The sequence below is a fragment of the Acinetobacter thutiue genome, from assembly GCF_030385805.1.
In the GTDB taxonomy this organism is placed as follows: domain Bacteria; phylum Pseudomonadota; class Gammaproteobacteria; order Pseudomonadales; family Moraxellaceae; genus Acinetobacter; species Acinetobacter corruptisaponis.
In genome coordinates, this window is record NZ_JAUDZE010000001.1 from 1187715 (window position 1) to 1201175 (window position 13461).

13 protein-coding genes and 1 tRNA gene are annotated in these 13461 nt (G+C 39.5%); 7 read left to right on the forward strand and 7 right to left on the reverse strand.

The features are described 5' to 3' along the window. Nucleotides 1–3 precede the first annotated feature (3 nt). Nucleotides 4–981: a KpsF/GutQ family sugar-phosphate isomerase gene (locus QTA56_RS05815; protein ID WP_267979989.1), complete on the reverse strand. Its 978-nt coding sequence runs from the start codon at nucleotides 979–981 to the stop codon at nucleotides 4–6. A gap of 337 nt (nucleotides 982–1318) precedes the next feature. Between QTA56_RS05815 and cysS the strand changes: the two genes are divergently transcribed. Continuing rightward, nucleotides 1319–2740: a cysteine--tRNA ligase gene (gene cysS / locus QTA56_RS05820; RefSeq protein WP_267979990.1), complete on the forward strand. Its 1422-nt coding sequence runs from the start codon at nucleotides 1319–1321 to the stop codon at nucleotides 2738–2740. Nucleotides 2741–2802: 62 nt separating this feature from the next. Next, nucleotides 2803–2878, forward strand: a tRNA-Gly gene (locus QTA56_RS05825). Between the two features lie 61 nt (nucleotides 2879–2939). Here QTA56_RS05825 and QTA56_RS05830 read toward each other — a convergent pair. From QTA56_RS05830 to QTA56_RS05840, 3 genes are all read right to left on the reverse strand, one after another. After that, nucleotides 2940–4163, reverse strand: a complete 1224-nt coding sequence (locus QTA56_RS05830; RefSeq protein ID WP_267979991.1) for a type II toxin-antitoxin system HipA family toxin — start codon at nucleotides 4161–4163, stop codon at nucleotides 2940–2942. Further along, a complete protein-coding gene (locus QTA56_RS05835; protein ID WP_267979992.1) occupies nucleotides 4163–4474 on the reverse strand; it encodes a helix-turn-helix domain-containing protein in 312 nt (103 codons plus the stop codon). Before QTA56_RS05835 ends, QTA56_RS05830 begins: the two co-directional genes overlap by 1 nt. Before the next feature lie 209 nt (nucleotides 4475–4683). Continuing rightward, on the reverse strand, nucleotides 4684–5235 hold the full coding sequence (locus QTA56_RS05840; protein ID WP_267979993.1) for a TetR/AcrR family transcriptional regulator: 552 nt from the start codon (nucleotides 5233–5235) through the stop codon (nucleotides 4684–4686). Nucleotides 5236–6098: 863 nt separating this feature from the next. Between QTA56_RS05840 and ykgO the strand changes: the two genes are divergently transcribed. Together ykgO and QTA56_RS05850 are read left to right on the forward strand one after the other, a co-directional pair. Further along, entirely contained in the window at nucleotides 6099–6224 is a 126-nt protein-coding gene (gene ykgO / locus QTA56_RS05845) for a type B 50S ribosomal protein L36 (RefSeq protein WP_267979994.1), read from the forward strand. 109 nt (nucleotides 6225–6333) lie between these two features. Continuing rightward, on the forward strand, nucleotides 6334–6807 hold the full coding sequence (locus QTA56_RS05850) for a copper resistance protein NlpE (protein ID WP_267979995.1): 474 nt from the start codon (nucleotides 6334–6336) through the stop codon (nucleotides 6805–6807). Between the two features lie 81 nt (nucleotides 6808–6888). Here QTA56_RS05850 and QTA56_RS05855 read toward each other — a convergent pair whose 3' ends face one another. Next, the gene (locus tag QTA56_RS05855; RefSeq protein ID WP_267979996.1) at nucleotides 6889–8493 is read right to left on the reverse strand and encodes an isocitrate lyase; all 1605 of its coding nucleotides are present in this window, start codon (nucleotides 8491–8493) and stop codon (nucleotides 6889–6891) included. Between the two features lie 508 nt (nucleotides 8494–9001). Between QTA56_RS05855 and QTA56_RS05860 the strand changes: the two genes are divergently transcribed. Then, nucleotides 9002–9991 carry a LysR family transcriptional regulator gene (locus QTA56_RS05860; RefSeq protein ID WP_267979997.1) on the forward strand — a complete coding sequence of 330 codons (990 nt, stop codon included), beginning with the start codon at nucleotides 9002–9004 and terminating at the stop codon, nucleotides 9989–9991. Between the two features lie 139 nt (nucleotides 9992–10130). Then, nucleotides 10131–11456 carry a polyamine export protein PaeA gene (gene paeA, locus QTA56_RS05865; protein ID WP_267979998.1) on the forward strand — a complete coding sequence of 442 codons (1326 nt, stop codon included), beginning with the start codon at nucleotides 10131–10133 and terminating at the stop codon, nucleotides 11454–11456. A gap of 114 nt (nucleotides 11457–11570) precedes the next feature. Here paeA and QTA56_RS05870 read toward each other — a convergent pair whose 3' ends face one another. After that, nucleotides 11571–12086, reverse strand: coding sequence for a hypothetical protein (locus tag QTA56_RS05870; protein WP_267979999.1), 516 nt, complete (start codon nucleotides 12084–12086; stop codon nucleotides 11571–11573). Between the two features lie 232 nt (nucleotides 12087–12318). Between QTA56_RS05870 and QTA56_RS05875 the strand changes: the two genes are divergently transcribed. Beyond that, nucleotides 12319–12870, forward strand: coding sequence for a DUF2239 family protein (locus QTA56_RS05875; RefSeq protein ID WP_267980000.1), 552 nt, complete (start codon nucleotides 12319–12321; stop codon nucleotides 12868–12870). Between the two features lie 56 nt (nucleotides 12871–12926). Here the strand turns inward: QTA56_RS05875 and QTA56_RS05880 are convergent, their stop codons facing one another. Further along, the gene (locus tag QTA56_RS05880) at nucleotides 12927–13274 is read right to left on the reverse strand and encodes a hypothetical protein (protein WP_267980001.1); all 348 of its coding nucleotides are present in this window, start codon (nucleotides 13272–13274) and stop codon (nucleotides 12927–12929) included. Nucleotides 13275–13461 lie beyond the last annotated feature (187 nt).

Genomic DNA, 13461 nt, shown 5'->3' on the forward strand with positions numbered 1-13461 from the left:
GACTTAATTCACTCCTGCTTCAATCAGATCATGCATGCTAATCACCCCAATCACTTTATGGGCATCATCAACAACAACGAACTGGTTAATCTTTTTCTCATGCATTTTTTCCAACACTTTGACAGCACGAACTTCCTGTGAAATTGTCATCGGATTTTTGGTCATCACCGCCGAAACAGGCAGGTTAATGTCAAAACCCTGTTGATGGTCAATCATACGACGTAAGTCACCATCGGTAAAAATACCCAACAGAATGTCATTTTCATCCACCACCGTGGTTAAACCCAAACGCTTTTCGGTAATCTCAAACAGGGTTTTATTCATCGGCGTATCAGGAGTTACCTTTGGCAACTCTGCACCTGTGTGCATTAAATGTTTCACATGCAGCAGCAAACGCTTACCCAGCGCACCAGCAGGATGGGAACGGGCAAAATCATCTGCGGTAAAGCCTCGTGCTTCCAGCAATGCAACCGCTAAAGCATCGCCTAGAACCAGTGTTGCGGTGGTACTTGATGTAGGCGCCAAACCCAGTGGGCATGCTTCATCTGCCGCGCCCAGCGTCAGAGCAATATCGGCATTCTGTGGCATTGGCCCCTTGTCATCACGGCTAATGGTGATTAAGGGTACTTCCAAGTGTTTAATCAATGGCATCAGCATCATAATTTCATCACTCTTGCCTGAGTTTGAAATTGCAATCAGTACATCACCACGTACCAACATGCCCAGATCGCCATGTCCCGCCTCACCAGGATGCATAAAGAATGAAGGTGTACCTGTGGAGGCAAAGGTTGCCGCCATTTTGCGGCCAATATGACCAGATTTACCCATTCCTGTAACAACCACACGCCCCTTGCATTGCAAAATGACTTCACATGCACGGTCAAAGCGTTCATCAATTTGTGTTGCAAGCACTTCTATCGCTTGTTGTTCAATGCGCAAAGTTTCTAGCGCACTTTTTTGGAAATTTATCGTTTGTGACATGCAGGTTTAACTCAAAATAATATGCGATCTATTGGAGATAGATGATTGTAATCAAAAGAATGATCGAGATTCTAGCATAACTATAAGTTATGCACGTTTCTAAAATGTGTAAGATTCTTGGGAAAATGGAGAAAAATAAAGATCAATGAACCGCAAAATCCAGATGCTTATCGCTCCACACTAAAACCCATGTTTCAAGAACAGGGATAACATCCCATCCCAAACAACATAATCATTAAAATTGATCTGGCCCATTATTTTTTGCCCGATAACTTTATGAAATACAATGCATACGTTATGATGAATAACGATTTTTGTAGAGTGTTTGAAAACCCTTATGCAACCTTTTGTTCTATATAATTCTGAGCAACGTAAAAAAGTTGAATTTGTGCCACGCAAAGAGGGACAAATCGATATGTATGTCTGTGGTATGACGGTTTACGATTATTGTCATATTGGACACGCTCGGGTTATGGTTGCATTTGACTACATCATCCGCTTTTTGCGTAGTCAGGGCTGGAAAGTTCGCTATATCCGCAACATTACTGATATTGATGACAAGATCATTGCCCGTGCCAATGAAAATGGCGAAACCATCCAGCAACTCACTGCACGCTTTATTGATGCAATGAATGAGGATGCAGCCAACCTTGGCTGTGTGCCACCCGATGAAGCACCCAAAGCGACCGAATATATTGACCAGATGCAAAGCATGATTGGTACGCTGGTGGATAATGGTACAGCCTACCCTGCTGCCAACGGTGATGTTTATTTTGAAGTGACCAAGTTTGACAAATACGGTCGCTTGTCAGGCCGTAAGCTTGAGGATATGCAGGCGGGCGCCTCTGAACGTGTCGATGTTGAAGTTGAAAAGAAACATCCTTTTGATTTTGTCCTTTGGAAACACGCCAAGGAAAATGAACCTGCATGGGCTTCACCTTGGGGCAATGGTCGTCCAGGCTGGCATATTGAATGTTCTGCGATGTCGACCTGCTGCCTGGGCAATCATTTTGACATTCACGGTGGTGGTTCAGACTTGATGTTCCCACACCATGAAAATGAAATTGCCCAAAGTGAGGCCTCAACAGGTGAACAGTATGTCAATTATTGGATGCATGTGGGTTTCATCAATGTCGATGGTGAGAAAATGTCGAAGTCCTTAGGCAACTTCTTTACCATTCGTGATGTAATGGAAAAATTCCATCCAGAAGTGATCCGTTACTTTATTGTGTCATCACACTACCGTAGTCCAGTCAACTTCTCTGACTTTGCCTTGAAAGAGGCGAAAACCGCACTCAGCCGTTTTTATCATTCATTTAAAGCCTACCAGCAAGTGTATGGGCAAAAAACAGTTGAGACTTTAGAGCAAGGTTTTGTTGAACGTTTTAATGCCGCAATGCGGGATGATTTTAATACTGCGGAAACAATGGCAGTTTTATTTGAGCTAAATAAAGAGTTAAACCGTGCTGTTAAGGAAGAAATTGCTGAACATGCCACCATTCTCTATTCAACCTTACGCTATTTAACCAATATTCTTGGCTTGGTTCAGCATGATGTGGATGAGTTTTTAAAATCTGATATTGGTCAGGAAGCGCTTTCCCTTTCTGACACAGAAATTGAAAACTTTATCCAGCAACGGGTTGATGCTAAAAAAGCCAAAGACTTTGCTCAGGCGGATGCCATTCGCCAGTCTTTATTGGATCAGGGTGTTGTGCTTGAGGATACCCGTCAGGGAACGATTTGGCGACGTGCTGATTAAATCAACACTTAGCAACATAGAGAGTTGACAGTTTGATGAAACTCTCTATAATGCGACCTATTGCGGGAATAGCTCAGTTGGTAGAGCATAACCTTGCCAAGGTTGGGGTCGCGAGTTCGAGTCTCGTTTCCCGCTCCAAAATTCAAAAAAGCCTTAATCGAAAGATTAGGGCTTTTTTATATCCTAGATTAAATAAATATTACGATATCTCTGGGATAAGATTCCAAATATGCTCAAAATCATTTTCGCTTAAATATTCTCTATAGTGTTCTTTTAATTCATCTTTCCAACCGAGTACTTCATCCAGCATATTCTCGGCATCCCTAGGATCGATTTTAAAATGTGCGGAACTACTAAGCAGATTGTCACGACTAATTTTATTACCATAGGTTCCAATTGTCATTGCCAGCGTTTGTGGTTTATAAGCAACCTGAGGAACAACATCAAATAACGGTGCCAAATGCCAATTCTTATTACGATAAATAAATGCATGATTTTTTAAATGATCATCATCATTGCCAATCAATGCATTAAAAAGCATTCTTCTATAAAGCTCATGTATATCTTTAATCGCAATCTTTTTCCTAAGCATTTCATTTGCAAGCAAGGGATATGACCATCTCCCATGATCAGTTGTACCCCATTCTGCATGTAATAGTGTAAGCCCACTCAACATTGGATAACGTATAAAATTCCCTGCCGTTTCATCATATTCTCGATCAAACCGTTCCAACACTAAAATATTTTTTAAATGACCATGATGTTGAATAGATAAAAGGTCATGGTTTACAACATTGAATCCCTTTTTTTTAGCAAAACTCAGACAGGCATATTCCACCCGAGGAATATTTACAGGGTCGTTAATATCTTTTGGTTTTGCTAAATATAGTTTCTTGTCATCATATAATGTTATTTTGGGGCGTGCTCCACCTAAAGATGTGGTTTGTGCCAAAGCTAGGTTAATTTTCTTTATTTCCTCTCCTGTACGAATAGCATTTGCAAAATCCAGAAACTCATCAAGCTTCACAAAGTCTTGAAAATTCTCCGTTACAGCCTTTTGAGTTACTTTCCTAATTGAACCAACACATAGCGCACCAAAACGATCAGAGTTATTTGAATACAGTAAATAGTCAATTACTGACCAATCTGTATCCTTTTCTTTTGCAAAAATTCTTTTTAAGACAGACTGTCCCCATGCATCAGGCACAATATCCATGATGAAGTTGGGCACCCCTCTATTTTCACGAACAGGGTATGTTTTCCCTCTTACTAAAGGGTAGAGAATTTCGTCAGGCACCCAATCAACTGGATAATTCGGACTATAAGTAAACTCGCCTTTCCCATTTTCTACTGATAAACGGCCAAGTACAGTAAATTCATTTCGATTTGGAATCTGAATATATACATAAATAGTTTGCTTCATTAGAAATCCTCATCTCTAACTAGACTCAATCGAATACGCTTATTCTTTAATTCATCATCTTTAACGAGTGGCAAGGCGTGTGATAATTGGTCCAAGATTCCCAAATACCAAATTGTTTTCAACAATGCGCCTGTTTCAACTGAGGTATCTGCATTTTCAATACGCTTAATGGTTGATAATGAGACTTCTATCGCTTCTGCCAAGTCAATTTGCCTTAGATTTTTCTCCAGTCGATTTTTTTTAATCAAATGACTCAAATTCTTGATAAATATTTCAGCATCAAGAGGAAAAAATTTATTCTTATAGTCCATATCTGAAACCTTATTCAACTTAAAAGATCACAAATGAACTATATAATACATAAAAATAGAGAGTGAATAAATTTAAAATCTCAAATATAGACTTTTATACTTATTAAGGGTTCAAACAAGAACCCTAAAAATACAGCTTTAAGTTATCCAACTCCCCAAAACTCAATAAAAACAGGTCATATATGGCCTGTTTTTTTTATTCACTAGAATCAAATCATCATTAGAAAGTAATCCAGCAGGTTATCTTGACTCTCCCCCCAATTCATTCTTAAAAGATCAATAACAGAACCGTCAACAATAAATAAAAATATCGCGGCATCCTCTATTGTCGCGGTGCTTTTCATTCTTAAAAGTAAAGACCGAATTTGCCTGATTAGCCATTTTCTGTATTCAACAGCGATTCGATAAGCCTTGGGATATAACTTTTCAAGCTCAAAAATAGCCTTAAACAGCAAATGATACGGGCCATTTAAATCGACATGGAGCAGATAAATTTTCCTCAACTTATCAACCACATTTGAATGACGGCAACAGGTCCTGATTCTCCTGATTTTTTCTTTTAGCGTATCTTTTTGAAAAACAAGGCACAGCTCTATAAGTTTTTCTTTAGACTGAAAATAACGATAAAATGTTGCTTTCGCTACATTTGTTTCACGAATAATCCGATCCACACCTACCTGCTGAAATCCATATAAGTTAAAAAGATTTCTTGAGTAATCAAGCACGGACAAGGCTCGCGAGGAAATTTGTAAATTTGGCATAAACACACCACTGAACATAAGTTTTTTTGTTGTATATGCATGAGATCAGAATGCCACTGCCTCTTTAGGAATAGCAAAAAATAGGCATGACACGGCCACACACGACTGTGCCTTGGCTCATCTCAGATGCTTTATTGTCGATATGATTTTTTAGTCGGTTTGATCTAAAGTTTGTAAAACCTATAGGCGATCAAACAGTATTAAAGGTCTGCTGGAATGTATGGGAATAAAGGCTTTGGCAATGATTGCCGATGAAAAAACAGAAATAGTAGGCATAACGAACTCCTTTGTGCATAAAGAAGTTTCACCACATTACTGTCAAATAATGGTGGCGAAACGAAAGAGGGTTGACAGACTGGTACAAAGGAACCAGCACACCCGAAGGTGTCCCCCTCCCGTTCCACCGCAGAGGGGGCGCGAGGGTATAAACACTTAAAGAAACGTGTTCTTTAAATGCTCCTTTGTAAGCGGTCTGTCAAAACCGCCTGGCAATGTAGGCCAGCAGGGAAAGGATAGTGCGCAAGGTTTGAAGTGTCAATATTCTGTAGGAATAAGTGATCAAACAGTGTTAAAGCATTATTGGGAATGATTTAAAATCTTTGCAATGACTGTTTAATATGGTGATGGAACGAAAAAGGATAATTTGCAAGATTTAGGGTGTCAGTATTCCCTCAAAATATGCCACCTAAAAAATAATAATTGAATCAGATATTTAACTTTATAGACTACAATTTACGATGAGTATTTTAATACATCTAAAAGGTTTTCTTCTATCATCACACTTCAACTATATTCTTATGCTTTCTTTACAAGGCCACCTAAATGTAATATTATAACATTACATGAAATAAATAGGTTTTAAAATGAAAGTTTGTTCATCCCTCAAAAGTGCGAAACAACGTAGTAGCGACTGCCAAATTGTTAAACGTCGTGGCAAGCTGTACGTGATCTGCAAATCAAATCCTCGCTTTAAGGCAAGACAAGGTTAATCCTTGCTTGCTTTACCAAAGGTTAAATAACACTTACATTCCCCTACTACACTTTCTTTATAAAATTTCATAACTTGGATAACAACATTTTCATAAGGTTGTATTAGGTATGAAGAAATCTATTATTGCCATTTCTCTTGCATCTATTTTTCTAGTAGCGTGTAACAAAGCAGAAAAACCAAAAACTGAAGAACATACCCCTCCTGCAACAACAGAAGCCACTACTAAACCTGTAATGGATAGTGAACATACAGCAGAAAACTCACTGGACTGGGATGGCACATATAAAGGTGTGCTTCCTTGTGCTGACTGTGAAGGCATTGAAACCAAGCTTGAGCTAAGCCAGGATAAAACTTACGAGCTTAAAGAAACCTATCTTGGCAAGGGTGATGGCAAAGCATTTGAAACGAAAGGTAGCTTCCAGTTTGACAGCAACAATGGCTCTGTTATTGAGTTAGACAAGGCTGGTGATAGCCGTAAATATTTTGTTGCTGAGGGTTATCTTAAAGCTCTGGACCTTGAGGGCAATGAAATTACAGGCTCCTTGGCAGACAAATATCAACTAAAAAAAGAGGCTGAATAATATCCAGTGAGCTTCTAAAAACAATTATCTCACCAATAAAAAACCCTGCTTACGCAGGGTTTTTTTAAATCAATTCAAAGCTTAGTGAGCAGCGAATTGGTTCATTGTGTTTTTAGCATCATCATGCGCTTTAAGAGCGTTGTCACCAGAGAAGATTTCTTTGTGATCATCACCGATGTCAGAACCCGCCATTGCTTGGTGTTTAACACAAGCGATACCACCACGGATTTCTTTACGTTGTACGCCAGCAACATAAGCCAACATACCTTCAGTACCGAAGTAACCTTGTGCAAGCTCATGTGTAGAAAGAGCAGCAGTGTGGTAAGTCGGAAGTGTGATCAAGTGATGGAACACACCAGCTTCACGAGAAGCATCTGCCTGGAATGTACGGATCTTGTCATCAGCATCAGCAGCTAATTCAGTTGCATCGTACTCAGCGCTCATTAATTTAGCACGGTCGTAAGCAGAAACGTCTTTACCTTCAGCAACCCAACGGTCGTAAGCTTGTTGACGGAAGTTTAACGTCCAGTTGAATGATGGGCTGTTGTTATAAACAAGCTTAGCATTTGGAATCGTTTCTTTAACACGGTTAACCATGTGCGCGATTTCTTCTACGTTTGGAGTCGCAGTTTCGATCCAAAGAAGATCAGCACCGTTTTGAAGGCTAGACACACAGTCAAGTACTACGCGGTCAATTTGAGTGCCTTCACGGAATTGATACAAACCAGAAGCTAAACGCTTAGGACGGTGTAATTTACCGTTACGTTTGATCAGGATTTCATCTTCCTGAGCTTCAGAGATATCAATTTCAGTTGTGTCTAAGTAGCTGATGTATTGAGAAGCGATGTCGCCTGGCTCTTTAACCACTGGGATTTTTTGAGTCAAGTCAGCGCCTTCAGAGTCAGTACGCGCAACGATGATACCGTCATCAAGACCCATTTCCAAGAATGCATAACGCAATGCATGGATTTTAGCGATGAAGTCTTCATGTGGAACAGTTACTTTACCAGCTTGGTGACCACATTGTTTCGCATCAGAAACCTGGTTTTCAATTTGAAGCGCACAAGCACCAGCTTCGATCATTTTACGAGCAAGTAAATAAGTCGCTTCTTCGTTACCGAAACCAGCGTCGATGTCAGCAATAATTGGCACAACGTGAGTTTGGAAGCCATCGATTTGAGCAGTAATTTCAGCAGCTTTAGCAGTGTCACCAGCTTCTTGCGCTTTTTTCAATGCACGGAACAAATCGTTTAATTCTTTCGCATCAGCTTGACGTAAGAAAGTGTAGATTTCTTCGATCAAAGCAGGTACTGAAGTTTTTTCGTGCATAGATTGGTCAGGAAGTGGACCAAATTCTGAACGAAGAGCAGCAACCATCCAACCAGAAAGGTAGATGTAACGCTTAGAAGTTGTACCGAAGTATTTTTTGTTCGCAATCATTTTTTGTTGCGCGATAAAACCGTGCCAGCAACCTAATGATTGAGTGTATTTGCTAGAGTCAGCGTCGTATTCAGCCATATCTTTACGCATGATAGCAGCTGTGTATTTAGCGATATCTAAACCAGTTTTGAACTGGTTTTGCATTTGCATACGTGCAGCATCTTCTGGGCTAATATCGCGCCAAGTGTCGCCGAATTTTGCTTTTAATTCGCGAATTGCATCAATCGCTGTTAAATATGTAGACATGATATATTCCTTTAGAGGGATTGGCATCGAATGGACGCTGAAAATCATGCTTTTTTATAGGCGAGATTTCAAGCACTTCTTCAATATTTTGCACAGCTTAGTCTGTGGCAATCAATTTATCCAATATTATTGGGTAATTTTCGGTATTTTCTTATGAAATATAGGAATAAAGGTCATTTTATTTGGATTAAAAACCGGATCAAACCATTGTTATTCATAAGCTTTTAATGATTAAAATTTTTTATGAAATTCTCTTTTTGCTTACATTTGACTTATTTGAATACAATATTAAGACTTGCCACCCCCTCCAAAACTGACATTTTTTGCCATTTGCAGCCCACTCTTTAGATAAATTTTATCCCTTTATGAAAGTGAAATTTTCTCATGAGGGAATGATTCCCTGATTGGACTGATAGCCAAGGCTTTTTGCAGGATTAAGTTACACAAACAGCTTTAAATATGGCATAATTCAACATAATTTAAGGATTTTATTTTCGGTATTTTTTTTATGAATCTGGAGCGGGTTGATCTCAATTTATTAATTTATCTTGATGTACTTCTTCGTGAAAAAAATGTCACACGCGCAGCGGAACAATTAGGTGTTACCCAACCTGCAATGAGTAATATTTTACGCCGTTTGCGTAACTTATTTAATGACCCTCTCCTGATCCGATCTTCCGAAGGGATGACACCGACTGAACGGGCACTGGAACTGCAACCCCGTATTCGTGACGCACTGTCAGACCTTTCCATGATTCTGGAACCCCGTACCGAGTTCAGACCCTATACCAGCAATCGTGTGTTCCGCATTATGACCTCCGATTATGCTGAAGCCACTTTGGTTCCCCGCCTTGTAAAAGCCTTGCGTTCTGAAGCGCCGAATGTTGTTTTGGACTTCCTGACTCCAAGTGACGTGTCCTACCGCGATATGGAACAGGGCAAGGTTGATCTGGCAATTAACCGTTTTAATGAAATTCCCCAAAGCTTTCATCAGGTATTAGTTTGGCGTGACAGCTTTAGCTGTATTTTAAATGACAAACACCCTGCCGTAACCCATCTTAATTTAAAAAGTTATTTAGATGCCCAGCATATCTGGGTATCCAAGACAGGTATGGGTGTCGGCTTTGGTGTCAACCCAGACAAACAGGCTGGTTTAGGCTGGATTGATCAGGCCTTGGAACGGATTGGTCAACGCCGTAAAATTTCGGTATTTACCCGTCATTATCAAATGCCTGCTCTTCTGGCACAGAATGTTGATTTGATTGCCACACTCCCAACACGTATGGCACGTCTACAGGCACAGAATCCAAAACTGATTATAAAGGATCCTCCATTTTATATTCCTGAATTTGAATTAAAGATGGCTTGGTGTCCTTTATTGCATCATCATCCAGCGCATCGCTGGTTAAGACAGTTAATCCTGTTTGTGGCACGGCAAATGATTGAAGAAGAAAATCGTGAATTTCTTTTAAATAATTCGCAATTTTCACAATATTAACATATTGTTTTATAATAATACTTGGCATTCTACGAGTATGCTTGCCGAACGCTATTGTTACACTGAGGTAATGTTCTGATTACCTCACTACTTTTTTGTGTTACAACATATTCATAATAATATGCACCACAGGTGATGTGTGAGTCTCTTCCAAAATATTATTGTCATTATTCTGCTTATTTCTGCGGCGGGTTTTCTATCACTTACTGAAATTGCCCTTGCAGGTGCACGAAAGGTTAAACTAAAGATTTTAGCGGAATCAGGCGAAATCCGTGCACAGAAAGTTCTGGACTTGCAGGAACAGTCTGCCGACTTCTTTGCCGCCTCACAAATTGGTTTAAATGCGATTGCCATTTTAGGTGGTATTTTAGGTGAAGGGGCGTTTCGCCCCTATTTTGTGGAGTTTGTTGCACGGTTCTATACAGGACCCTGGCTGGAAACGATTGGTTTCGCCCTCTCATTTACCTTGGTCACTTCGCTGTTTATCCTGTTTGCCGACCTCATGCCAAAACGTCTGGCGATGATTGCACCCGAAAAGATTTCGATTAGTGTGATTGAGCCAATTCAGATTTTCATCAAAATCTGTAAACCCCTGGCTTGGGGAATTAATGCAATTGCCAACCTGTTGTTCCGCCTGTTTAAGGTAAACACCATACGTGACGACAATATCACCTTTGATGATATTTCAGCAGTTATGGATGCAGGTGCACAAGCAGGCGTTCTACAAAAACAGGAACACCATTTTATTGAGAATGTGTTTGAGCTTGAGGAACGTACGGTTCCATCCAGTATGACCACACGTGAAAATGTGGTGTATTTTACCCTGAAAGAAAATGAAAACAGTATTCGGCAAAAATTGGCGGAATACCCTTATTCAAAATTCCTTGTCTGTAATGAACATATTGATCAGGTGATTGGCTATGTGGATGCCAAAGATATTCTGGTTCGGATTCTAAACAACCAGTCATTGCTTCAACTGAATGAATCAACCATTCGTACTGTCCTGATTATTCCTGACACCCTCACCCTGTCTGAACTGCTGGACCGTTTTCGTTCAACCAAAGAAAAATTTGCAGTCGTGATCAATGAGTATGCCTTGGTGGTGGGTGTAATTACCCTCAGTGACATCATGATTACCGTGATGGGTGACTGGGTGACACCAATGGAGGAAGAACAGCAGATCATCAAACGGGACAACCACTCATGGTTTATTGATGGCAGCACGCCAATAGAAGATGTGAAACATGCGCTGGCCATTGAAGAGTTTCCAGAAAATGAAAACTACGAAACCATTGCGGGTTTTATCATGTATCGCTTGCGGAAGATTCCGCGTCCAGCCGATGCTGTAGAATATGCGGGTTTTAAGTTTGAAGTGGTCGATATTGATCATTATAAAATTGACCAACTGCTTGTGACTCAAATTATGCCGAATCTAGAGACAGAGTCTCCCACACAGGAAAATTAATCCTAAAAAACAGAAAGCCCATCTAAATGGGCTTTTTTTACTTTGCAACAAACCAAAATAGCAAAGCAATAATAACAAAGAGCAGTACAAAGAATTTGATACCACCACTATATTTTAATTTCCACCATACAGTGAAATTAATTCATCGAGCATTGCCTGATAATGAATGGCAATATCTTCCGCCAGAATCTTGTAGACATTGTCAAACTGAACCATCGGCCAGCCCTCTTTCCAGAATGGAAAAATATTGTGCAAATCATGCGTGACAATCGCATCTTCACGACCAATTGCCTGTGCGACCTGAGCCAAAACCTGAGCCGTTTCTGCACCATCAATCGCCAGATAATCAATCCCACGCGCCTTTAAAATACGGATACGGTCTTTTTTATAACGGATTTTTTTAGCCTGACCTGAATTCAAACCCAACGCCAATGTCACCGCTTCCACAAACTTTTCTTCAAAACTGGTGTTTAGTGCAACCAACGCCTGTTTGTGCGCTTCCTGACGTCCTGCTTTTCCCCCATTACGGATCATCTCTTTTGCTTCTACATCAAGCTCATCTTTTTTCATCGACTGTAAAATGTCTAAAATTTCGATATCGCTTAAAGATTCAGAAGATTGCTCGATCATGGGAGTCCTTATATACAAACTTAAAGAAGTATTGTCTCATAAAAGCCATAGCAAAACAGAATAAAAATTAAAAATGGATATTCATCCTCAGTATTCATCTGTCATCTGCTGGGAAAATTTTGGTACTTCCCTTAACAGAATTGAGCGTCCATCAAAACATTAAATGAGTAATTTGCAAAATTAGTTTTACCCTGATAATATAATTTTACCCATATAAAATTATCTGAAAGAAATGAACACTCAAATGACCTATACCGCTTTTCTGGATGAGCAATGTTTGGCAAGCGGCCTCTTGGTAGACGTTGCAACAGCCATCCAACAATATGCAAACCAGTCTAACTCCACCGTGTTGATTTTTAATGATCAAACAGGAAAACAAATTGACCTTGATGTTTCGGGTTCGAAGCAGGATATTCAACAACGTTATGCTGAACCTGAAATGGTCAAGAAAGTTGGACGACCTAAACTTGGCGTGATCTCACGCGAAATTACCTTGCAACAGAAGCATTGGGATTGGCTTGATCAGCAAAGCTCAAGCGCATCGGCTGTGATCCGTAAGCTGATTGACAAGGAACTGAATGATCCGAACTCAGAAAGCAACAAGATGTTGGCAAAGCAGGCTACAGATCGTTTTATGTCTGCCATGTTAGGCAATATGCCGAATTATGAGGAAGCAACCCGTGCCTTATATCAAGGCAATAAAGATGTATTTTTAGATTTAATTCGGGATTATCCAAAAGATATAAAAGAATATTTAATTCTAAAAACCCAAAATATTTTTTAATTTATGATTGTTTCACTTTCTTCGTAGGTGGAACAATCGACATGATCTATAAAATTCTATTCATTATTTATTGAAGATGTCATTTTAATATCAATACTTTTATAATCAATCATCTGTAAACATCTTAGACATTTCTCTTTCAATTCATCAATCATTTGCTTTTGTTTTACCTCTCCTCCATCAAAGCCTGATAAAACATCAATCTCATCAAAACATCCGACTATATATTTCAGATCATCAGAAATCATTGTGGATTTTAAGACTTGATTAGAAAAGCTCGGCCTTGCTAAAGACCACATTCCAACTTCAGAAGAAAGAACACCTTGTTTCATTCCCTCTAAAATTCCTAGGGCTAATGAAGCGATATAAAATTCAGCATTCTTATTATGGGTTTCAAGTTTCATATATTAGAAATATCGTTATATAAAATATAGAGGCACAATACAATAAAAAAACCCGCTTGTTGAACTGCACCCCGAAAGTTGGACATAAATCCACTACTAGGGGTGTAACTCATGAGCAGGTTGAAACGTACTGTTGAGTTTAAGTTGGAAGTGGTTAACCACTTCTTTCATACAAATGATGGACAAC

Coding starts and splice junctions, on each gene's coding strand:
- cysS (WP_267979990.1), top strand. CDS start 1,319: ATGCAACCTTTTGTTCTATATAATTCTGAGCAACGTAAAAAAGTTGAA.
- QTA56_RS05860 (WP_267979997.1), top strand. CDS start 9,002: ATGAATCTGGAGCGGGTTGATCTCAATTTATTAATTTATCTTGATGTA.
- QTA56_RS05855 (WP_267979996.1), bottom strand. CDS start 8,493: ATGTCTACATATTTAACAGCGATTGATGCAATTCGCGAATTAAAAGCA.
- QTA56_RS05870 (WP_267979999.1), bottom strand. CDS start 12,086: ATGATCGAGCAATCTTCTGAATCTTTAAGCGATATCGAAATTTTAGAC.
- ykgO (WP_267979994.1), top strand. CDS start 6,099: ATGAAAGTTTGTTCATCCCTCAAAAGTGCGAAACAACGTAGTAGCGAC.
- QTA56_RS05830 (WP_267979991.1), bottom strand. CDS start 4,163: ATGAAGCAAACTATTTATGTATATATTCAGATTCCAAATCGAAATGAA.
- QTA56_RS05835 (WP_267979992.1), bottom strand. CDS start 4,474: ATGGACTATAAGAATAAATTTTTTCCTCTTGATGCTGAAATATTTATC.
- QTA56_RS05875 (WP_267980000.1), top strand. CDS start 12,319: ATGAACACTCAAATGACCTATACCGCTTTTCTGGATGAGCAATGTTTG.
- QTA56_RS05850 (WP_267979995.1), top strand. CDS start 6,334: ATGAAGAAATCTATTATTGCCATTTCTCTTGCATCTATTTTTCTAGTA.
- QTA56_RS05840 (WP_267979993.1), bottom strand. CDS start 5,235: ATGCCAAATTTACAAATTTCCTCGCGAGCCTTGTCCGTGCTTGATTAC.
- QTA56_RS05815 (WP_267979989.1), bottom strand. CDS start 981: ATGTCACAAACGATAAATTTCCAAAAAAGTGCGCTAGAAACTTTGCGC.
- QTA56_RS05880 (WP_267980001.1), bottom strand. CDS start 13,274: ATGAAACTTGAAACCCATAATAAGAATGCTGAATTTTATATCGCTTCA.